Origin of the sequence: Micromonospora sp. NPDC048887 (assembly GCF_040649715.1) — a bacterium.
Taxonomy (GTDB): domain Bacteria; phylum Actinomycetota; class Actinomycetes; order Mycobacteriales; family Micromonosporaceae; genus Micromonospora.
In genome coordinates this window covers 13,960-32,613 of sequence record NZ_JBEZGA010000025.1, presented here as the reverse complement: position 1 = coordinate 32,613, position 18,654 = coordinate 13,960, and the positions used below count along the sequence as shown (strand labels likewise).

22 protein-coding genes are annotated in these 18,654 nt (G+C 71.7%); 11 read left to right on the top strand and 11 right to left on the bottom strand.

Going from position 1 to position 18,654, the window contains the following annotated elements:
* Window positions 1–183: 183 nt before the first annotated feature.
* From AB0C17_RS27430 to arc, 3 genes are all read right to left on the bottom strand, one after another.
* Window positions 184–390, bottom strand: a complete 207-nt coding sequence (locus tag AB0C17_RS27430) for a ubiquitin-like protein Pup (RefSeq protein ID WP_357384345.1) — start codon at window positions 388–390, stop codon at window positions 184–186.
* Between the two features lie 107 nt (window positions 391–497).
* The gene (gene dop / locus AB0C17_RS27425; protein WP_357384343.1) at window positions 498–2,015 is read right to left on the bottom strand and encodes a depupylase/deamidase Dop; all 1,518 of its coding nucleotides are present in this window, start codon (window positions 2,013–2,015) and stop codon (window positions 498–500) included.
* 165 nt (window positions 2,016–2,180) lie between these two features.
* Window positions 2,181–3,962 carry a proteasome ATPase gene (gene arc, locus AB0C17_RS27420; RefSeq protein WP_357481134.1) on the bottom strand — a complete coding sequence of 594 codons (1,782 nt, stop codon included), beginning with the start codon at window positions 3,960–3,962 and terminating at the stop codon, window positions 2,181–2,183.
* A 177-nt stretch (window positions 3,963–4,139) separates the two neighbouring features.
* On the opposite strand from arc, the gene AB0C17_RS27415 reads away from it, so the two are divergent.
* Entirely contained in the window at window positions 4,140–4,433 is a 294-nt protein-coding gene (locus AB0C17_RS27415; RefSeq protein ID WP_013286103.1) for a ferredoxin, read from the top strand.
* Between the two features lie 52 nt (window positions 4,434–4,485).
* Here the strand turns inward: AB0C17_RS27415 and AB0C17_RS27410 are convergent, their stop codons facing one another.
* The 3 genes from AB0C17_RS27410 to AB0C17_RS27400 all read right to left on the bottom strand — a co-directional run bounded on the left by AB0C17_RS27410 (window position 4,486) and on the right by AB0C17_RS27400 (window position 7,233).
* Window positions 4,486–5,058 carry a hypothetical protein gene (locus AB0C17_RS27410; RefSeq protein WP_357384339.1) on the bottom strand — a complete coding sequence of 191 codons (573 nt, stop codon included), beginning with the start codon at window positions 5,056–5,058 and terminating at the stop codon, window positions 4,486–4,488.
* A gap of 175 nt (window positions 5,059–5,233) precedes the next feature.
* Window positions 5,234–6,178, bottom strand: a complete 945-nt coding sequence (locus tag AB0C17_RS27405) for a tRNA (adenine-N1)-methyltransferase (protein WP_357384337.1) — start codon at window positions 6,176–6,178, stop codon at window positions 5,234–5,236.
* Entirely contained in the window at window positions 6,175–7,233 is a 1,059-nt protein-coding gene (locus tag AB0C17_RS27400) for a M50 family metallopeptidase (protein ID WP_357481178.1), read from the bottom strand. The genes AB0C17_RS27405 and AB0C17_RS27400 overlap by 4 nt, the downstream gene beginning before the upstream one ends.
* Before the next feature lie 222 nt (window positions 7,234–7,455).
* Here AB0C17_RS27400 and AB0C17_RS27395 point away from each other — a divergent pair, with 222 nt between their 5' ends.
* The 4 genes from AB0C17_RS27395 (at window position 7,456) to AB0C17_RS27380 (ending at window position 12,647) form a co-directional block, all read left to right on the top strand.
* Window positions 7,456–8,358, top strand: a complete 903-nt coding sequence (locus tag AB0C17_RS27395; RefSeq protein ID WP_357384644.1) for a PD-(D/E)XK nuclease family protein — start codon at window positions 7,456–7,458, stop codon at window positions 8,356–8,358.
* A 31-nt stretch (window positions 8,359–8,389) separates the two neighbouring features.
* Window positions 8,390–9,073: a response regulator transcription factor gene (locus AB0C17_RS27390; RefSeq protein ID WP_357384335.1), complete on the top strand. Its 684-nt coding sequence runs from the start codon at window positions 8,390–8,392 to the stop codon at window positions 9,071–9,073.
* Between the two features lie 260 nt (window positions 9,074–9,333).
* Window positions 9,334–10,098, top strand: coding sequence for an ABC transporter ATP-binding protein (locus AB0C17_RS27385; RefSeq protein WP_357473398.1), 765 nt, complete (start codon window positions 9,334–9,336; stop codon window positions 10,096–10,098).
* A complete protein-coding gene (locus tag AB0C17_RS27380) occupies window positions 10,098–12,647 on the top strand; it encodes an FtsX-like permease family protein (protein ID WP_357473395.1) in 2,550 nt (849 codons plus the stop codon). The genes AB0C17_RS27385 and AB0C17_RS27380 overlap by 1 nt, the downstream gene beginning before the upstream one ends.
* A gap of 52 nt (window positions 12,648–12,699) precedes the next feature.
* Here the strand turns inward: AB0C17_RS27380 and AB0C17_RS27375 are convergent, their stop codons facing one another.
* Complete coding sequence (locus AB0C17_RS27375; RefSeq protein WP_357481131.1) at window positions 12,700–13,338, bottom strand: HAD family phosphatase; 639 nt, start codon at window positions 13,336–13,338, stop codon at window positions 12,700–12,702.
* Window positions 13,339–13,453: 115 nt separating this feature from the next.
* Window positions 13,454–14,197 carry a neutral zinc metallopeptidase gene (locus tag AB0C17_RS27370; RefSeq protein ID WP_357473392.1) on the bottom strand — a complete coding sequence of 248 codons (744 nt, stop codon included), beginning with the start codon at window positions 14,195–14,197 and terminating at the stop codon, window positions 13,454–13,456.
* 125 nt (window positions 14,198–14,322) lie between these two features.
* Between AB0C17_RS27370 and AB0C17_RS27365 the strand changes: the two genes are divergently transcribed.
* Window positions 14,323–14,595 (top strand): hypothetical protein, encoded by a 273-nt coding sequence (locus tag AB0C17_RS27365; protein ID WP_357481128.1) that lies wholly within the window; start codon window positions 14,323–14,325, stop codon window positions 14,593–14,595.
* Window positions 14,596–14,606: 11 nt separating this feature from the next.
* Here the strand turns inward: AB0C17_RS27365 and AB0C17_RS27360 are convergent, their stop codons facing one another.
* Window positions 14,607–14,786 (bottom strand): hypothetical protein, encoded by a 180-nt coding sequence (locus AB0C17_RS27360; protein WP_357384325.1) that lies wholly within the window; start codon window positions 14,784–14,786, stop codon window positions 14,607–14,609.
* A 231-nt stretch (window positions 14,787–15,017) separates the two neighbouring features.
* On the opposite strand from AB0C17_RS27360, the gene AB0C17_RS27355 reads away from it, so the two are divergent.
* Genes AB0C17_RS27355 through AB0C17_RS27345 form a run of 3 tightly spaced genes read left to right on the top strand, consistent with a single transcriptional unit; the run spans window position 15,018 to window position 16,108 of the window.
* Window positions 15,018–15,347: a hypothetical protein gene (locus tag AB0C17_RS27355; protein WP_357384323.1), complete on the top strand. Its 330-nt coding sequence runs from the start codon at window positions 15,018–15,020 to the stop codon at window positions 15,345–15,347.
* Window positions 15,347–15,769 carry a MerR family transcriptional regulator gene (locus AB0C17_RS27350; protein WP_357384321.1) on the top strand — a complete coding sequence of 141 codons (423 nt, stop codon included), beginning with the start codon at window positions 15,347–15,349 and terminating at the stop codon, window positions 15,767–15,769. Before AB0C17_RS27355 ends, AB0C17_RS27350 begins: the two co-directional genes overlap by 1 nt.
* 3 nt (window positions 15,770–15,772) lie before the next feature.
* Window positions 15,773–16,108 carry a YnfA family protein gene (locus tag AB0C17_RS27345; RefSeq protein WP_357384319.1) on the top strand — a complete coding sequence of 112 codons (336 nt, stop codon included), beginning with the start codon at window positions 15,773–15,775 and terminating at the stop codon, window positions 16,106–16,108.
* A gap of 95 nt (window positions 16,109–16,203) precedes the next feature.
* On the opposite strand, the gene AB0C17_RS27340 is transcribed toward AB0C17_RS27345, so the two are convergent.
* Window positions 16,204–16,608 (bottom strand): hypothetical protein, encoded by a 405-nt coding sequence (locus AB0C17_RS27340; protein ID WP_357384317.1) that lies wholly within the window; start codon window positions 16,606–16,608, stop codon window positions 16,204–16,206.
* 212 nt (window positions 16,609–16,820) lie between these two features.
* On the opposite strand from AB0C17_RS27340, the gene AB0C17_RS27335 reads away from it, so the two are divergent.
* Together AB0C17_RS27335 and AB0C17_RS27330 are read left to right on the top strand one after the other, a co-directional pair.
* The gene (locus AB0C17_RS27335) at window positions 16,821–17,222 is read left to right on the top strand and encodes a hypothetical protein (protein WP_357384315.1); all 402 of its coding nucleotides are present in this window, start codon (window positions 16,821–16,823) and stop codon (window positions 17,220–17,222) included.
* A 71-nt stretch (window positions 17,223–17,293) separates the two neighbouring features.
* Window positions 17,294–17,695: a hypothetical protein gene (locus AB0C17_RS27330; RefSeq protein WP_357384313.1), complete on the top strand. Its 402-nt coding sequence runs from the start codon at window positions 17,294–17,296 to the stop codon at window positions 17,693–17,695.
* A 75-nt stretch (window positions 17,696–17,770) separates the two neighbouring features.
* On the opposite strand, the gene AB0C17_RS27325 is transcribed toward AB0C17_RS27330, so the two are convergent.
* Window positions 17,771–18,640 (bottom strand): endonuclease/exonuclease/phosphatase family protein, encoded by an 870-nt coding sequence (locus AB0C17_RS27325; RefSeq protein WP_357384311.1) that lies wholly within the window; start codon window positions 18,638–18,640, stop codon window positions 17,771–17,773.
* Window positions 18,641–18,654: the final 14 nt, after the last annotated feature.

Sequence of the window (18,654 nt, the reverse complement as noted above, 5' to 3'; positions counted from 1 at the left end):
TTCGCTGCGGGGCGATCCCCCGCTTGCGGCGACTCGCCTCCGAGCGGGCAGCGGCACCCGTCGTGCAGTAGAACGCCAGCCCGTCCGGGCGACGGCGATTACGGTGAAACGCCGACGTCGGCCGCGTTCGGCGGCACTGGGGGCAAAGCTTGTCCGACGCCTCCGGCAAATCGGACATAAGCCTTATTGACCCCCCTTCTGCACATATCCCCTCACGAACTCCTCTGCGTTCTCCTCCAGGACGGAGTCGATCTCGTCGAGCAGGTCGTCGACGTCCTCGGTGATCTCGGCGTGCCGCTCGGCCACCTCGGGGTTGACCTCCGCGGTGACCTCCTCGACCTCCTCGCGGGACTTGCCGGACTGGGTCTGCCCACCCTCTTGCGTCGCCATGGTGGTGCCTCCTCCACGATCGCCTGCGATCAACTTACCTCGCGGGAGCGACGAAAGACCCGCCGCGTGCCCGTTTCCGGCACCCGGCGGGCCTTCCGGCATCATGGTCACCCGCCGGTGAGCGTCTCCAGCAGATCCTTGGCGCTCTCGCAGCGGTCGAACAGCTCCCCGACGTGCGCGCGCGTGCCCCGCTCCGGCTCCATCATCGGCACCCGGACCAGCGACTCCCGGCCCACGTCGAAGATGACCGAGTCCCAGCTCGCGGCGACCACCTCGGAGGCGTACCGGTCCAGGCAGCGGCCCCGGAAGTAGGCCCGGGTGTCCTCCGGCGGCTCGGTCATCGCGGTGCGCGTCTGCTCGTCGGTGAGCAGCGTCTTCATCGAGCCGCGCTGCACCAGGCGGTGGTAGAGGCCCTTCTCCGGCCGCACGTCGGAGTACTGGAGGTCGACCAGTTGCAGCTTGTGCGAGCCCCAGGCGAGCTTCTCCCGCTCCCGGTAGCCCTCCAGCAGCCGCAGCTTGGCCACCCAGTCCAGTTCGTCGGCGCACTCGAAGGCGTCCCGGCCGAGCCGGTCCAGCACGCTCTCCCAGCGGCGCAGCACGTCGGCGGTCTGCGCGTCGACGTCCTTGCCGTAGCGGTCGTCCACGAAGGAGGTCACCCGGTCCAGGTACGCCCACTGCACGTCAAGCGCGGTGAGCTTGCGGCCGTCGCGCATCCGCATCAGGTGCTTGAGCGACGGGTCGTGGCTGACCGCCCGCAGCTCGGCCACCGGGTCGGCGATGCCCAGGTCCGCGCCGAGCGCCTTCTCCTCGATCATGGCGAGGATCAGCGAGGTGGTGCCGACCTTGAGGAACGTGGAGATCTCGGAGAGGTTGGCGTCGCCGATGATGACGTGCAGCCGGCGGTACTTGTCGGCGTCGGCGTGCGGCTCGTCCCGGGTGTTGATGATGGGCCGCTTGAGCGTCGTCTCCAGGCCCACCTCGACCTCGAAGAAGTCGGCCCGCTGGGAGATCTGGAAACCGCTCTGGCCGCCGTCCTGGCCGATGCCGACCCGCCCGGCGCCGCAGACGATCTGCCGGGTGACGAAGAACGGCGTCAGGTACGCCACGATGTCGGCGAACGGCGTCTGCCGGCGCATCAGGTAATTCTCGTGGGCGCCGTAGCTGGCGCCCTTGTTGTCGGTGTTGTTCTTGTAGAGGTGGATCGGCTGGGTGCCCGGTATGGTCGCGGCCCGCCGGGCCGCCTCGGCCATCACCCGCTCCCCCGCCTTGTCCCACCGCACCACGTCCAGCGGGTTCGTCACCTCGGGTGTGGAGTACTCCGGGTGGGCGTGGTCGACGTAGAGCCGGGCGCCGTTCGTGAGTATGACGTTGGCGAGCCCGAGGTCCTCGTCGGCGAGCGCCTCGGCCGGGTCGTACGCGGCGCCGGAGTAGGTGAATCCGCGGGCGTCGCGCAGTGGCGACTCCTCCTCGTAGTCCCAACGGGCCCGGCCGCCCCGATTGAGTTCCGGCCGTGCCCCGTAGGCGTTCACCACCTGCGAGGAGGTGACCATCGGGTTGGCTCCGGCCTGACCGGGCACGGAGATGCCGTACTCGACCTCGGTGCCCATGATCCTTCTGACGCTCATCGACCTACCCGCTCCGCTCGCCTTCGGGGTCCCCGTCATGTCGAGCGTAGTCGGCGTGACGCGCCGAGGGGGCGTCGCGGCAGCGCCGGTCCGTTGTGGCGGCTCACCCCGACACGCGCGGAGGCCCGCGGCGCGTACGCCGCGGGCCTCCGTCGAAGGGCCGGACTACAGGTATTGGCCGGTGTTGCTGGCGGTCTCGATGGACCGTCCGGCCTCGGTGCCCTTGCCGCCGGAGACGAGCGTGCGGATGTAGACGATCCGCTCGCCCTTCTTGCCGGAGATGCGGGCCCAGTCGTCGGGGTTCGTGGTGTTGGGCAGGTCCTCGTTCTCGCGGAACTCGTCGACGCAGGCGTCGAGCAGGTGCTGCAGGCGCAGTCCCTTGCGTCCGGAGGTGAGGAACTCCTTGATGGCCATCTTCTTGCCCCGGTCGACGATGTTCTGGATCATCGCGCCGGAGTTGAAGTCCTTGAAGTAGAGGACTTCCTTGTCCCCGTTGGCGTAGGTGACCTCGAGGAAGCGGTTCTCCTCGGTCTCGGAGTACATCCGCAGGACCACCGCGTCGATCATCGCCGCGACGGTGGCCTGGGCGTCGCCGTCGTGTTCGGCCAGGTCGTCGGCGTGCAGCGGCAGGCCGGCGAGGATGTACTTGGAGAAGATGTCCTTCGCCGCCTCGGCGTCCGGCCGCTCGATCTTGATCTTCACGTCGAGCCGGCCGGGGCGCAGGATCGCCGGGTCGATCATGTCTTCCCGGTTGGAGGCGCCGATGACGATGACGTTCTCCAGGCCCTCGACGCCGTCGATCTCGCTGAGCAGCTGCGGGACGATGGTGTTCTCCACGTCGGAGGAGACGCCGGAGCCGCGGGTGCGGAACACGGAGTCCATCTCGTCGAAGAACACGATCACCGGAGTGCCCTCGCCGGCCTTCTCCCGCGCCCGCTGGAAGATCAGCCGGATGTGCCGCTCGGTCTCACCGACGTACTTGTTGAGCAGCTCGGGACCCTTGATGTTGAGGAAGAAGCTGGTGTGCCGGTCCTTGCCCTCCCGCTCGGCGATCTTCTTGGCCAGCGAGTTGGCCACCGCCTTGGCGATCAGCGTCTTGCCGCAGCCTGGCGGGCCGTAGAGCAGGATGCCCTTCGGCGGCCGGAGCTGGTGCTCGCGGAACAGGTCCGAGTGCAGGAAGGGCAGCTCCACCGCGTCGCGGATCTGCTCGATCTGCGCCTGGAGGCCACCGATGTCCTCGTAGTTGACGTCGGGCACCTCCTCCAGGACCAGTTCCTCGACCTCGCTCTTCGGGATCCGCTCGTACGCGTACGCCGAGCGGGGCTCGATCATGAGCGAGTCGCCGGCCCGGATCGCGCTGCCGATCAGCGTCTCGGCGAGGTGCACGATCCGCTCCTCGTCGGAGTGCGAGACCACGAGCGCCCGGTCACCCGGCGCGCCCTCGGGACCCGCCAGGATCTCCTTGAGCATCACCACCTCGCCGACCCGCTCGTAGCCGAACGCGTCGACGATGTTGAGCGCGTCGTTGAGCAGGACCTCCTGGCCGCGGCTCAGCTCGTCGACCTCCAGCGAGGGCGAGACGGCCACCCGGAGCTTGCGCCCGCCGGTGAACACGTCCACCGTGCCGTCGTCGTGCTTGGCCAGGAAGACGCCGTAGCCACTCGGCGGCTGGGCCAGACGGTCGATCTCCTCCTTGAGCGTCACGATCTGCGCGCGAGCCTCCTTGAGGGTGCTCACGAGCCGTTCGTTGTTCTCGGTCAGCCGCGCCAACTGTGCCTGGGTGGCCGCCAGCCGCTCTTCGAGCTGCCGGACGTGTCGGGGGCTTTCGGTCAACTTGCGCCGCACCAGAGCGAGTTCCTCTTGCAGGAACGCGACCTGCGTGGAGAGATCGTGGGCTTCCTTTTCCCACCGTGCGGCGCGCGAGTCCGCGTCGTCGCTGCGTGCCACGTCCCACCTCCCCGGGGGGCTTGAACGTTCTGAGCTAACACTAGCCGCTATGAGCCCGATTCGGTCCACAGCAACGCGCTCGTCACCGAAGCTTGATCGCGAAGGGCTGGTCGCGGGGCGGGTACGGGCGTTCGGGTACCGTCGGAGTGTGGGACGGGAGAACATGGGGGGTGCTTCGTGACCGACGTCGCGACCGACCAGTTGCAGGTCTGGGTTGATCAGGACCTCTGCACCGGCGACGGGCTCTGCGTGCAGTACGCGCCGGAGGTCTTCGAGTTCGACGTCGACGGCCTGGCGTACGTCAAGGGGCCCGACGGCGAGCTGCGGCAGGCCCCGGGCGCCCGGGTGGACGTGCCGGAGCACCTGCGCCTCGAGGTGATCGACTCGGCGAAGGAGTGCCCGGGCGAGTGCATCCACGTCGTGCGTGGCAGCGACGGCGTCGAGGTGGCCGGCCCGGAGGCCGAGGACTGAGACGGATGCGACGGGCCGGGGACGTGGTCCCCGGCCCGTCGTGTGTCCGCCTTCAGAGCAACGGCCGGCCGACGACCGAGGCGACCAGCCGGGCGAACTCCTCCAGCCGGGCGATCTGCCCCGCGCCGCCGTCGTCGAGGGTCTTGCCGAAACGCAGCGCGTCGTGCCGGGGCGCGCCCACCACCTCGTCGCTGGGCGGCGCCTCGTCCAGCGAGCTGAGCAGCAGGTACACGTCGATGCTGTCGACCCGTACGGTGCCGTTGTCGGCGCGCATGAGCCGCCGCCGGCAGCCGACCTCGGTGACGGTGGACAGCGGTACCACCCGCAGCGACGAGGTCATCGCGCCGGGCGGCCCCTCCCCCGGCGGGACGTCCTCGCCGTGCCAGAGCACCAGCCGACTGCCGTCGCAGACGACGACCTCCTGCCACACCCCGTTGACCTCGTTGACGAAGCGCTCCAGCGTGAAGCCGAGCACCGACGCGCCGCGCAGCACGCCGTCGAGCGCCTCCAGCGCGATGTCCGGGTCGCGCAGGTACGCCCGCGCGGCCGATTCCAGGTCCTTGTAGGGGGACCAGTCCGGGAAGACGGCGGGCAGGTCACCATTGCCGTAGCCGGGATCGCTCACGCCGCCTCCCGCCCGGCCGCGCCGTCGTACTGCCACCGGTCCCGGTCACCGGCACGGGCGCGCCGCCCGACGCGCGCCCCGATCCGCTCGCTCATGCCACCGTCTCCACCCGCTTCGGTGTCGTCCCCACCGGCACACATGATCCGCCCGTGCGCGCGCGCCCGCGCGGCGGGGGTCAGGACTGCTCCGGCTCCTGCGCCGCGCGGGCCGCCGCCGCGGCGCGCAGGGCGTCGCGGCGCTGCGCGTACGCCTCGGCGCCCTTGCTGGGCTTGCGCCGGCGCGGCGGCGCGGTGACGCCGGGGGCGAGCTTGCGCGCGGAGACCAGGAACGCGGTGTGGGCGATCATCCGGTGGTCCGGGCGGACCGCCAGGCCCTCGGCGTGCCAGTCCCGCACGAGTGACTCCCAGGCGCGCGGCTCGGTCCAGCCGCCGCGCTCGCGCAGCGCCTCGACCAGCTCGGACAGCTGCGGCGTGGTGGCCACGTAGCCGATCAGCACGCCGCCGGGCACGAGCGCCCGCTCGACCATGTCGAGCATCTCCCACGGGGTGAGCATGTCCAGGATGATCCGGTCGAAGCCGGTCTCGGCGCAGTCGGCGACGTCGCCGACGTGCAGGGTCCAGGCCGGGTGCGGGCCGTTGAAGAACGCCTCGACGTTGCGCCGGGCGATCTGGGCGAAGTCGTCGCGCACCTCGAACGAGTGCAGCTCGCCCTCGGTGCCGACGGCCCGCAGCAGCGAGCAGGACAGCGCGCCGGACCCGGCCCCGGCCTCCAGCACCTTGGCGCCGGGGAAGATGTCGCCCATGGCGACGATCTGCGCCGAGTCCTTCGGGTAGATCACCTGGGCGCCGCGCGGCATGGACAGCACGTAGTCCGACAGCAGCGGCCGCAGGGCCAGGAACGCGGTGCCGCCGCCGGCGGTGGTGACCACGCTGCCGTCGGGCAGGCCGATCAGGGTGTCGTGCTTGAGGATCCCGCGGTGGGTGTGGAACTCCTTGCCGGGCTCCAGCGTCACGGTGTGCATCCGGCCCTTCGGGTCGGTCAGCTGGACCCGGTCGCCCGGCCGGAACGGCCCTCGGTGGACCGGGGGCAGCGCCGGGACGGTGGAGATCTCTGCGGTCACGTGTTCGTCTTCCGTTCGGGTTCCAGGAGCTGGGCGAGATCCGCGATGTGCAGCACGCCGACCACATCTTCGCCTGCCGTCACGACGTACTGCGCGCCCGGGTGGGTGCGCACGGTCTCCAGCACCCGCTCGCCGTCGGTCCCGAGCGGCAGGACCGGCACGGCGGACAGGTCGCGGGCCACCTCGTCCACCGCGACCCACGGCCTCCGTTCCGGGGGTACGGCGGCGGCGCGCGCCGGGTCGACCAGGGCGACGGTGCGGCCGGCCGAGTCGACCACGCCGAGCGCCGCGTCGGGGCTGCCCGCCTCGTCGCGGCGGCGCTGCGCCTCGGCCAGCGGCGTGCCGGCGGGCACCGGGAGCACCGGGCGGGCGAGCCGGGCCAGGTCGACCAGGTGCAGCCGGCGGCCGATGCGGGCCAGCCGGATCGACTGGCCGGCGCCGCGCCACAGCGTCAGCGCGACGAGCAGCAGCAGCGGCAGCGCCAGCGGGGCGAGCGCCCGGCGCATGGTGAGCACCACGACCAGCGCGAGTGTGCCCAGCGCGACGGCCCGGCCCACCCAGCCGGCCACCTCGGTGCCGCGGTGCCGGTCGCGGGTGAGCGCCCACACCGCGGCGCGCAGCGCCCGGCCGCCGTCCAGCGGCAGCCCGGGCAGGCTGTTGAAGATCGCCACCACCACGTTGCTGACCGCGAGCTGGAAGGCGAGCTGGTGGCCGAGCGTGCCGGCGGGCAGGGCGAGGGTGGCGGCGACCGCGCCCGCGCCGAGCACCGCGGAGACGGCCGGCCCGGCCAGGGAGATCAGCAGCTCGACCCGGGGGCTGGGGGCGTCGCGGTCCATCTCGGTGTAGCCGCCGAGCAGTTCCAGCGTGATCCCCCGCACACCGATGCCGTACCGGCGTGCGGTCAGCGCGTGCCCCAGCTCGTGCAGCAGCACGGAGCCGAGCAGCGAGATCACGAAGCCGAGACCGACCAGGTAGCCGCCGAGCGGGCCGAGGTCGAGCTGTCGGCGGGCCAGCGCGGCGTACAGCACCGTGACCACGACGGTGAGAAGCAGCATCGAGGCGTCGACGCGCAACGGCACCCCGAGCACCCGGCCGAGGCTGAGCCCCGGCCGGCGGGGTCCTCGGCTCCGCTGCTGCACCGGCCCGATGCTACGTGAGCGCGCGGAGCGGGCCGTCGCGGTGCGCACCGCCGCACCGGAACCCGATCATGTTCCGGTGCGGCGGCCACTCCCCTGTCACACGCGTGGCCTAACCTTCCGGGCATGACGGCGGAACCGATGATCGACAGTCACGGCGACCAGACGGCGGCACCGGCGCCGGTCACCGTGCGGGCCTCGTTGTCGCCGTCGCGGGCGGCCGACTTCAAGACCTGCCCGCTGCTCTACCGGTTCCGCAGCATCGACAGGCTGCCCGAGCGGCCGACCGTCGAGCAGGCCCGGGGCACACTCGTGCACGCCGTGCTGGAGCGCCTGTTCGACCTGCCGGCCGCCGCGCGCACCCCGGAGTCGGCCGGTGACCTGGTCGCCCCGCAGTGGGACCGTCTGGTCACCGAGGAGCCGGAGCTGGCGACGCTGTTCGCCGACGGCGACCCCGTCGGGCCGCAGGAGTTCCTCCGGTCGGCGACGGCCCTGCTGGACGGCTACTTCGCGGTGGAGGACCCACGTCGGCTGGAGCCGGCCGAGCGCGAGGCGCTGATCTCCGCGGTGGTCGACGACGAGCTGCTCATCCGGGGCTACCTCGACCGGCTCGACGTCGCGCCGGACGGCGCGCTGCGGGTGGTCGACTACAAGACCGGCGGGGCGCCACGCGAGGCGTTCGAGGCGCGGGCGCTGTTCCAGCTCAAGTTCTACGCCCTGGTGCTGTGGCGCACCCGGGGCGTGGTGCCGCGGGTGCTGCGCCTGCTCTACCTCAAGGACGCCGAGGTCTGCGACTACGCGCCGGACGCCGACGAGCTGGTGCGCTTCGAGCGCACTGTGGTGGCGCTGTGGCGGGCGATCGAGCAGGCCACCGCCCGGCAGGACTTCCGTCCCCGGCCGAGCCGCCTGTGCGACTGGTGCAACCACCAGGCGCTGTGCCCGAGCTACGGCGGCACGCCGCCGCCGTTCCCGGTGGCCACCGCCGTGCCCGACCCGCTCGTGGACGCCCGCTCCCGCCCGGTGGCGCCCGGCGCCGACGAGTGAGCGCCGCCGCGCCGGACGAGGAGGGGGACGCATGACCGAGGGCGCCCTGTCCCGGCCGGTGCGGGTGCTGCTCGCCGACGACCAGCCGCTGCTGCGTACCGGCTTCCGGATGGTGCTCGGCGCGGAGGACGACCTCGACGTGGTGGGTGAGGCCGGCGACGGCGCGGAGGCGGTGGAGCTGTCCCGGCGGCTGCTGCCCGACGTGGTGCTGATGGACGTCCGGATGCCCCGCCTGGACGGGGTGGCCGCCACCCGGGCGATCGTGTCAGCCCGCCTGCCGGTGCGGGTGCTCGTGCTCACCACGTTCGAGCAGGACGACCACGTCGTCGGGGCGCTGCGGGCCGGGGCGACCGGCTTCCTGACCAAGGACGTGCCGGCCGGTGACCTGGTCGCCGCGATCCGCACGGTGGCCGCCGGTGGCGCGGTGATCTCCCCGCGCGTCCTGCGCCGGCTGCTGGACCGCTTCGCCCGGGTGCTGCCGGACCCGGCCGCCGCGCCGGCGCGGGCGCTGGCGCCGCTGACCGACCGGGAGCGCGAGGTGCTCACCCACATGGCGCGCGGGCTGTCGAACGCGGAGATCGCCCGGGTGCTGTCGGTCAGTGAGACCACTGTGAAAACCCATGTCGGGCACGTGCTGACGAAGCTACGGTTGCGCGACCGGGTCCAGGCGGTCGTGCTCGCGTACGAGACGGGCCTGGTCCGTCCCGGCGGGTGAGGTGGCGCGGGGCACCTACCGTGACCAGCGGGGGGGCCGATGTGTTGACCATCACGCCAGGTCAGGTCCTAACGTCGGCGACACCCGCCGGTCAGGGGTCACCCTGAGCCCGGATGGGGGGCGACCCTCACCCGAAGTTCGGCGCGGATTCCACCCCAGGTCGGAGGGTTTTCGGCCGTGCGGCCCCGAGGATGGAGTCCGCCGCACCGACCAGCGGGGGCGGTGCGGCATGAGAACGACATACGGAAGAGGTAGATGACGTGACCGCGACGGTAGGCCGAGAGCAGGCCGCGGCCCGGGCGAACGACGTGTGGAAGGTGTACGGCAGCGGCGAGGCACAGGTCGCCGCGCTGCGGGGGGTGACCGCCGAGTTCGAACGCGGCCGGTTCACCGCGATCATGGGGCCGTCCGGCTCCGGCAAGTCCACACTGATGCACTGCCTCGCCGGTCTGGACACGGTGACCAAGGGCACCGTGTCCATCGGCGACACCACGGTGACCGGCCTCAACGACGCGGGCCTGACGAAGCTGCGCCGGGACAAGGTGGGCTTCATCTTCCAACAGTTCAACCTGCTGCCCACGCTCACCGCGCAGGAGAACATCCTGCTGCCGCTGTCGATCGCCGGGCGCAAGCCGGACCCGGCCTGGTACGACACGGTGATCGACACGGTCGGCCTGCGGGAGCGGCTCGGGCACCGCCCGGCGCAGCTCTCCGGCGGCCAGCAGCAGCGCGTCGCCTGCGCCCGGGCGCTCGTCGCCCGCCCCGAGGTGATCTTCGCGGACGAGCCGACCGGCAACCTGGACTCCCGCTCCGGCGCCGACGTGCTGAAGTTCCTGCGCAACTCGGTCCGCGAGCACGGCCAGACCATCGTCATGGTCACGCACGACCCGACCGCCGCCGCGTACGCCGACCGGGTGGTCTTCCTCGCCGACGGGCAGATCGTCTCGGAGCTGATCGAGCCGACCGCCGAGACGGTGCTGGACACGATGAAGAAGCTGGACGCCCCGGTCGAGGTGGGCAACTGATGCTGCGGGCGACACTCAAGAGCCTGCTGGCGCGCAAGCTGCGCCTGCTGCTGTCCGGGCTGGCGGTGGTGCTCGGCGTCATGTTCGTCTCCGGCGCGTTCGTGCTCACCGACACGCTCGGGCGGTCCTTCGACGCGGTCTTCGCCGACGCGTACGCCGAGGTAGACGTCAGCGTCGAGGCGAAACCGAAGATCGACGTCTCCACCGCGGAGGGCATGCCGCTGAGCACCCCGATGCCGGCGTCGGTGCTCGACCGGATCAAGGCGGTGCCCGGCGTCGCCGACGCCGAGGGCGTGGTCGCCGCCGACGGCGCCCGCATGATCGGCAGCAACGGCAAGGTGGTCACCTCGTTCGGCCCGCCGCAGCTGGGCCAGAACTGGCTCGGCGAGAGCGACCTGGTGGAGATCCGCGAGGGCCGCGCGCCGCAGGCCGACGACGAGATCGTGATCAACACCGCGCTGGCCGAGGCGGGCAAGGTCAAGGTCGGCGACCGGGTCGGCGTGCTGACGCTGGCCCCGAAGAAGGAGTTCACGCTCGTCGGCGTGTTCGGCTACAGCGGCGGCCGGGACTCGATCGGCGGCGCCAACGAGGTCTACTTCACCACCCCGGTGGCGCAGCAGCTGATGCTGGGCAAGCCGGACGTGTTCAGCAACGTCAGCGTCCAGGCCGCCGACGGCACCACGCCGGCCGCGCTGCGCGGCGAGTTGGCCCGCACCCTGGGCGCCGACTACCAGGTCAAGACCGGCGAGCAACTTGCCGCCGACGCCTCGGCCGGCCTCAAGGAGGGGCTGTCGTTCTTCAACAAGATCCTCCTCGGGTTCGCCGCGGTGGCGCTGCTGGTCGGCACGTTCCTGATCCTCAACACGTTCTCGATCATCGTGGCCCAGCGCACCCGTGAGCTGGCCCTGATGCGGGCCATCGGGGCCAGCGGCAAGCAGGTCATCGGCTCGGTGGTGCTGGAGGCCCTCGCGGTCGGCCTGATCGCCTCGGTGCTGGGGCTCGCCGCCGGCATCGGCGTGGGCGCGCTGCTGGCGTACCTGTTCGGTCAGCTCGCCGGAGGTCTGACCCTGGCCGGCCTGGGTGTGCCGGCCTCGGCGGTGATCGGCGCGTTCGCGGTCGGCATGCTGATCACGGTGATCGCCGCGCTGCTGCCGGCGGTACGCGCCTCGCGCATCCCGCCGATCGCCGCGATGCAGGACGTCGCCACGCCGGACCGGCCGCTCACCAAGGTCACCGTCGGCGGCGCGGTGGTCACCGGCATCGGCGCGGTGCTGCTGTTCCTCGGCCTCGGCGGGCACGCCGGCGACAGCACCCTGGCGACCATCCTCGGCGGCGTGCTGTTCGCGTTCATCGGGGTGGCGCTGCTGACGCCGATCATCAGCCGGCCGGTGGTCGCGCTGCTCGGCGCGATGTTCTCCTGGTCGGTGCCGGGCAAGCTGGGCCGGCTCAACTCGGGGCGCAACCCGCGCCGTACCGCGATCACCGCCGCCGCGCTGATGGTGGGCATCGCCCTGGTCACCGGCGTGACGGTGATCCTGGACTCGGCAAAGGGCAGCATCGGCGCCCTCGCGGAGGACACCATCAAGGCGGAGCTGGTGATCTCCGGCGCGTCGTCCGGGCCGCGTCCGGCGAGCTTCGACCCGGCGGTGCTGGAGAAGGCCGCCGCGATCCCGGGTGTGCGGATGGTCGACGGCGAGTACGGCGACATGGCGGTGGTCGGCGGCGAGCGGACCTGGGTGGCCGTGTCGAGCAACGTGGCCGCCCTGCAGCAGATCTTCGGGGCGAAGGCCACCGCGGGTGACATCAGCACGCTGGCGCCGGACCAGATGCTGGTCAGCTCCGACACCGCGAAGGCACGCAACCTCACCGTCGGTTCGACGGTGCCGGTGCAGCTGTCCCGCGGCGACGCCCGCACCTACACGGTCAGCGGCATCTACGAGAGTTCGCAGCTGACCAACCCGGTGACGCTGCCGCCGCAGGCCGCCGCGGACTTCTCCATCCCGCAGCCGATCCAGGGCTTCCTGCAACTCGCCCCCGGCACGTCGGTGGACGCGGTGCAGCCGCAGATCGAGCGGCTGCTGGCGGACAGCCCCGAGGTGTCGGTGGCCGACCGGGCCGGGTTCATCGAGCAGCAGACCGGTCAGCTGGACTCCCTGCTCCAGATGATCCAGATCCTGCTGGCGCTGGCCATCGTGATCGCGGTGCTGGGCATCATCAACACGCTCGCGCTGTCGGTGCTGGAACGGACCCGGGAGCTGGGCCTGCTGCGGGCCATCGGCCTGCGCCGCGCCCAGACCATGCGCATGATCACGGTCGAGGCGGTGGTGATCTCCATCTTCGGCGCGCTGCTCGGCGTGGTGGTCGGCACCGGTCTCGGCGCGGCGGTGGTCGAGGCGCTCAAGGACGAGGGCATCACCGACCTGGTCCTGCCCTGGGGTCAGATGGTGACGTTCCTGATCCTGGCCGCGATCATCGGCGTGGTCGCGGCGGTGCTGCCGGCGATCCGCGCCGCGCGGATCAACGTCCTGGGCGCCATCGCCCACGACTGACGTGAAAGGAAGGGCCCCTTCTTAACGCCTCGTGCATAAGAAGGGGCCCTTCCTAACGGCTCAGCAGGGCCGCGAGCAGCTCCAGGTCCGCCCCGAGCAGGCTCTCCACCTGGTGTACGCCGTCGGCGGACGCCAGCGGCACCTCGGCCGGTACGGCCAGCACCGCCGCGCCGGCGGCGAGCGCGCTCGCCACACCGGTCGGTGAGTCCTCGATCGCCACGCACCGCTCGACCGGCACGCCCAGCAGACGCGCGGCGGTCAGGTACGGCTCCGGGTGCGGCTTTGCCGCGCCGACCTCGTCGCCGCAGACCACCGCGTCGAAGCTGTCCCGGCCCAGCGTGTCCAGGGCCACCTCGACCAGGGACCGGCCGCTGGAGGTGACCAGCGCGGTGGGGATGCCGGCGTCGCGTACCGCCCGCAGCAGGGCCAGCGCGCCCGGACGCCAGCGCAGCCCGGTGCGGAACAGCTCCAGGATCCGGGCGCTGATCCAGTCGGCGCTTTCCCGCACGTCCCGCTCCGGCTGGCCCAGGTCGTCGTGCACGATCCGCATCGCGTCGGCCATCCCGGTGCCGACGATCGCGCGGCGGGCGTCGTCGGACAGGACACCGCCGTACACGGCGGCCAGCTCCTGCAACGCGACGTCCCACAGTTTCTCGCTGTCGACCAGGGTGCCGTCCATGTCGAAGAGCACGGCGGCGGGGTGCTTGCTGCTCAGCGGGGGCCTCCTTCGGTACGCGTACCCCGCCGATCCTGCCAGCCGCGTCCGGCGTGCCCGTCACCGTCCCCGATCTCCGGTGATCCGGGCGTCACCCGAGGCCGCAGGCGCCCAGCGACTTCTCGTACCCCCGGAAGAACGACTCGCTGCGCTGCTCGGCGGTGCCGTGCGAGCCCTCGGCGAACCAGGGCTGGTCGGGGTCGTCGCCGACCGCCAGCAGCCCTTCCTTGAACTCCTCCAGGTCACCGTCCTCCAGCTCCAGCGCCCCGGAGCGCACGCTGTCCCCGAGGTACGCCCCGGCCATGCAGTCGGCCTGCAGCTCCTGCTGGATGGTGAAGTTGTAGCGGATGCCCAGCCGCACCTGCATGCCGTGGGCGTACTCGTGGCCGAGCAGGTAGAACAGGAACGCGTCGCCGATCTGCCGGAAAGCCGCCACCGACCAGTTCACGTCGTAGGCGATGAAGTCGCCCGCCGAGCAGTAGACCGCGTTGTTGCGCGGCAGCCCCTGCCCGGCACAGGCCACCTCGCCCTCCCGGGTGTAGGGCACCACCCGCCGGATCGGGGTGAACCGCTCGCCGGAGGCGCGGAACTGTTCCGCCCAGTAGCGCTCGGCCAGCCGGACGGCGTCCTGGATGTCCTGCTTGAACTCGGCCACGCTCGTGGTGCCGTCCGCCCGGGTGGTCTGCGACTCGGGCTGCGCGCCGCGCGGGGGCGCGGGCTGCCGCGGCTCCCCCTCGTCGAAGCCGCCGGCCATGCAGCCGGCCGCCACCAGCGCGGCCACCACCAGTCCGGCGATCGGCCCGCGCCCCTGACGTCGCGCCCTGTCCCCCACCATGACCTCCCGGCTGTCGCACCCGTGTTCCCCAGCAGTACCCCCGGCAGCCGCCGGTGATGCTCACCGGCTCTCACGCACCACCGCCGGGAAACGTTCACCGGGCCGGTGACGGTACGGTTGGCGCCGTGGGCCGGCTGCGCGCCCGCGACCGGCGCGACGCGGAGGTGTTCGCCGCCCCCGCCGAGCGGGCCGAGGCCCGGGGAACGATCTTCGGCACGATGCTGCTCACCGTCGGTGGCAGCCGGTACGCCCTGGTCGCCGTGGGCGCCACCGTCTCACCCGCACCGAGCGCCGGACAGCTGCGGCAGCTGGACGAGTACGCGGTCCACGCCGAGCCGGTCCCCGACCTCGCGTCCTGGTGGGAGGTGCTGGCGCGGGCCGGTGTGGCGGTGCGCTGACCGGACGGCGGTCAGTCCAGGCCGCGCATGATGTGCGGCTCGCCGTCGTCGTCGCCGAAGCAGCGGTGCAGCACCTGGGCACGGGCCCACAGGTCCAGGCTGCTCGGCGGCCCGGCCGGCGCGGCACCGGCGGGCGTGCTCAGCACGGGCGCCGGTTCCGGCGGGACCTGCGACGTCACCTCGTCGGTCATGTCCGCCCCTTTCGTCGTACCCATGCTCGCCCTCGGGCGTTTCCGCCACGTCAACGGGACGGCTCGGGCGTGGACGCGGCGCCTGGCCCGGCGTCGGCCCGTACTTTCGTGACGGTAGCCCTCCGGGCCGGCGAGCACAGCCGTATTCCAGACGTCGCCGCAGGCCGAGGCCGGGAAAGGGGTGGACCGGCACTTGCATCCGGTACCCCGGTACGGGCTTACCGTCGAGGCATGACCGATGACTCCTGGGTGCCCGACGCCTGCACCCTGCCCACCGACGACCGGCCGCTGCGGCTGGCCGAGTTCGACGGGCTGTTCCACGACGCGCTGCGCGGCGTCGACCGGCTCTCCGCCGGGCATCTGCGACTGCGCCTCGACGGCCGCGCCGAACCGGTCGCCCGCGATCTGATCGCCCGCGAGTCGGACTGCTGCTCCTTCTTCACGTTCGACCTCGCCCGCCCGGACACAGACGCGCTGACGCTCGACATCCGGGTCCCGGCGGGCCGTGTCGCCGTACTCGATGCCCTGGCCCGGCGGGCCACGGCCGCGCGGGGCCGGTGATGGGCGAGCCGGAGCTGCGCAGCGGCCGGCTCGCCGACGCGGCCGGGGTGAACGTGCAGACGCTGCGCTACTACGAACGGCGCGGGCTGCTCCCCGCGCCCCGGCGGTCGCCGGGCGGGCATCGCCTCTACCCGGCCGAGACGGTCACCCTGCTGCGGGTGGTGAAGGCCGCGCAACGTCTCGGCTTCACGCTCGCCGAGGTCACCGACCTACTCGCGGCCGGACGGCGCGACACCGGCCTGCGGGCCCGGGCCCGGGACAAGCTCGACGAGGTGGAGCGGCGGCTGGCGGACCTCGCCGTCGTCCGCGACACGCTCCGGGCCGCCGTCTCGGCCGGCTGCGACGACCTGGTCACCTGCGCCGGAAGCCCGCACTGCCCCCTGCCCTTCACCGGTCGCGACCACGGCCCCGCTACGGTCTGACGCATGACGGTCGCTCGTTCCATCCTGCTGTTCCTGCTGGCCGCGCTCGCCGAAATCGGCGGCGCCTGGCTGGTGTGGCAGGGCTGGCGGGAGAACCGCGGGCTGCTCTGGATCGCCGCCGGGGTGGTCGCGCTCGGCGCCTACGGGTTCGTGGCCACGTTCCAGCCGGACCCGAACTTCGGTCGCATCCTCGCCGCCTACGGCGGCGTGTTCGTCGCCGGGTCGCTCGCCTGGGGCATGCTGGTCGACAAGTTCCGGCCCGACCGCTACGACCTCGTCGGCGCGGCCATCTGCCTGGTCGGCGTCGCCGTCATCATGTACGCCCCACGCACGGGCTGACGTACCGACGCCTTCAGGCGTATCTCGATCGAGAACCGCATGGGCGAATCGTAGTACCGCCTGTCACCTCCGCCGGAGCGCCCGCCGGCCGACCGCTATTCGGCAGTGGCTGCGGAACGCCGGCCGGCCACCTTGGCGCCGCCGAACGCGACGAGCCAGGGCATCACCAGGAAGCCGCCGCAACCGATCACGATCAGCCACAGAGTCTCACCCGGTTCTCCCTGGTGCTCCGGTCCGGGCCACGTGAAGGCACTGCCGAGCAGCGACAACGCGTAGAACAGGACGATCACGATCGCGGCAGCCGCGCTGATCCGGCGGCTGCGTCGGCTGCCTCTGGCGCAGAACGCTCCGAGGACGAACATGACGATCGGGGCTAGGTACATACCGGATATGACGAGGATCGTGAAGTACGTCGCCCGGGGGCCGAGATCCGAGTCCGCCAACGGCGGCAGGCCGCCTCCGATCGCGCGGACGACACAGGAAAGGCCGGAGTTCGCCACTTTGGACTCCTCGCGCCGGGACGCTCACACGCCCTCGTTCCGTCAGTCTGACTGCCCCGGCCGAGCCGGCGACTGAACGGGCACCACAGCCGGACACAGATTATTGCGATCTGCGGGGTTCGATCGAAAACGTTCGGGAACTTCGATACGGACCACACGCCGGTCGCCGCCAGTCGGCGCCCGGCGCCACGTACGACCGAGAGGTGACACCCATGACGTTCCCCGCCCGGCTCGTCGGAGCCGCACTCGTCGGGACGCTCGCCGCCGGCGCGTCGGCGCTGGCCGCGGCCTCCACGGCAAGCGCGCAGGCCGAACCCTGCGTGCAGCGCATCGCCGTGGTGAACAACGCCGCCTTCGTGATGTCCTTCAGTGTCGCGGCGAGCAACGGTCTGGAGACGGCGAACACCGACAACTACCCGATCAACCAGTCGCGGACGATCGATCTCACCACCACCGCGCTGCCGGTCGGCGCCGACGTCCGGCCGGTGGTCGACGCGGTGGCCGGAGCGCAACGCACCCCGAGCAGCTTCGTGTCGTACTGCGAGAACGGGCAGACCGCGACGTACTCGGTGACCGGGACGACGTACGACTACTCGGTCACGCTGATCGGCTGATCGACGCGTCGATCCTTCGGGGCGTCCGCCATCCCGGCGGGCGCCCCGCGCTCGTACGCTACGTTGACCGAGTGCCCGTACCCCGGCTGATTCCCATCGCGCACGAGCCCGGCCACCGCGCGGACACCATCGGCCGCTACGACGACGGGCTGTTCCTCGCCTCGGCGTGGGACCACCACGCGTACGTGCACCTGTTCGACCACGACGGGACGTACCGGCGGTCGAGGATCACCCGGGTCCAGGATCGAGGCGCGCTGGCCGCGGCGCTCGGCGAACTGCTCGCGAGCCTGCCCGGCACGTCGTACGGCGACATCGCCGTACGACCGTTCCAGACCCGTCGGGACGGCGTCGTCTTCGGCCTGGTCGACGAGTCCGGCGACCGGGCGGGCGACGGCCGCCACGTCGACTGGGTCGAGCTGTATCCGGATCGCCTCGGATTCCACGAGCCGTGGGACGGGCTCTACGACACGTGACGGCCGGCGTTGTGGTCCGCACAGGTCGGAGCTCCGCCGACCGCTCGTCGACGGAGCCCGACCCGTTCGTACCGGTCAGGGTGCGAGGGAGAAGTCCGCCACGACACCCTTGTGGTCGGAGTTGGTGTCCCCGACGATGCGGTAGTCGGTCATCCACATGACCTGGGAGCTCTCGATCCGCTTCCAGAAGTAGATGTAGTCGATGTGCCGGTTCTTGTGCGTGCCGGTCCCCTTCTCGCCGTAGAGGTTGTAGACGGAGCGGAGGTTCGGCAGCTCGTTGGCCTCGAAGACCTTCCACGGGAACTTCTCGTACCCGCGGGCCTTGTCGGCGCTGAAGTCGACGTTGAGGTCGCCGCTGACGATGACCTGCCCCTCGGCCTTCTTCTCGCGGGCCAGCTCCTTGACCTCCGCGAACTGCTGCTCCGCGCACCGGGTACGCGGAAGGTCTTCCGGCCAGCCGTTGTTGTCGATACCGGCGACGGCGTGGAAGTTGATGTGGAACACGAACCGCCCGGTCGCCTTGTGCCGGTACTTGACCCAGTTGTTGTAGCGCGGCGGCGGTGGCTCGTCGGGGTTGGTGTCGCACACGAACTTCGACCCCTTGTCGACCACTTCGAACATGCTCTTCTTCGCCAGCAGGGCTTCACCGGCCGCGTGCACCGAAGTAGTCGGGGCGTAGAACGTCCAGCCGTTGTTTGCGGCCCAGTCCACCAGGAAGGCCCTGCGGGGACCCACCTCGTTGAGCGCGACCATGTCGGCCTTCGAGGTGATCAGGTTCAGGTCGTGGAGGAACGCCGGGTGGTCGAGCTCGTTCAAGATGTTCAGGTGGCCGGCCTGGAAGGTCGACGCCGCCGCGGCGGGTGAGACCGGCAGGAGGAGCGTCGCCACCGTGAGCGTGCTGATCAGGGCGACGGCGCGGCGGACGTTTCGGTAGGTTCTTCTCATCAATGGTCCTTCCT

Bases quoted from the DNA above. Each gene is read 5' to 3' on its own strand.
- AB0C17_RS27350 (WP_357384321.1), top strand. From the start codon at position 15,347: ATGGGCGAGCCGGAGCTGCGCAGCGGCCGGCTCGCCGACGCGGCCGGG.
- AB0C17_RS27390 (WP_357384335.1), top strand. From the start codon at position 8,390: ATGACCGAGGGCGCCCTGTCCCGGCCGGTGCGGGTGCTGCTCGCCGAC.
- AB0C17_RS27400 (WP_357481178.1), bottom strand. From the start codon at position 7,233: ATGCTGCTTCTCACCGTCGTGGTCACGGTGCTGTACGCCGCGCTGGCC.
- AB0C17_RS27335 (WP_357384315.1), top strand. From the start codon at position 16,821: ATGACGTTCCCCGCCCGGCTCGTCGGAGCCGCACTCGTCGGGACGCTC.
- AB0C17_RS27360 (WP_357384325.1), bottom strand. From the start codon at position 14,786: ATGACCGACGAGGTGACGTCGCAGGTCCCGCCGGAACCGGCGCCCGTG.
- dop (WP_357384343.1), bottom strand. From the start codon at position 2,015: ATGAGCGTCAGAAGGATCATGGGCACCGAGGTCGAGTACGGCATCTCC.
- AB0C17_RS27370 (WP_357473392.1), bottom strand. From the start codon at position 14,197: ATGGTGGGGGACAGGGCGCGACGTCAGGGGCGCGGGCCGATCGCCGGA.
- AB0C17_RS27345 (WP_357384319.1), top strand. From the start codon at position 15,773: ATGACGGTCGCTCGTTCCATCCTGCTGTTCCTGCTGGCCGCGCTCGCC.
- AB0C17_RS27325 (WP_357384311.1), bottom strand. From the start codon at position 18,640: ATGAGAAGAACCTACCGAAACGTCCGCCGCGCCGTCGCCCTGATCAGC.
- AB0C17_RS27355 (WP_357384323.1), top strand. From the start codon at position 15,018: ATGACCGATGACTCCTGGGTGCCCGACGCCTGCACCCTGCCCACCGAC.
- AB0C17_RS27395 (WP_357384644.1), top strand. From the start codon at position 7,456: ATGATCGACAGTCACGGCGACCAGACGGCGGCACCGGCGCCGGTCACC.
- AB0C17_RS27430 (WP_357384345.1), bottom strand. From the start codon at position 390: ATGGCGACGCAAGAGGGTGGGCAGACCCAGTCCGGCAAGTCCCGCGAG.
- AB0C17_RS27380 (WP_357473395.1), top strand. From the start codon at position 10,098: ATGCTGCGGGCGACACTCAAGAGCCTGCTGGCGCGCAAGCTGCGCCTG.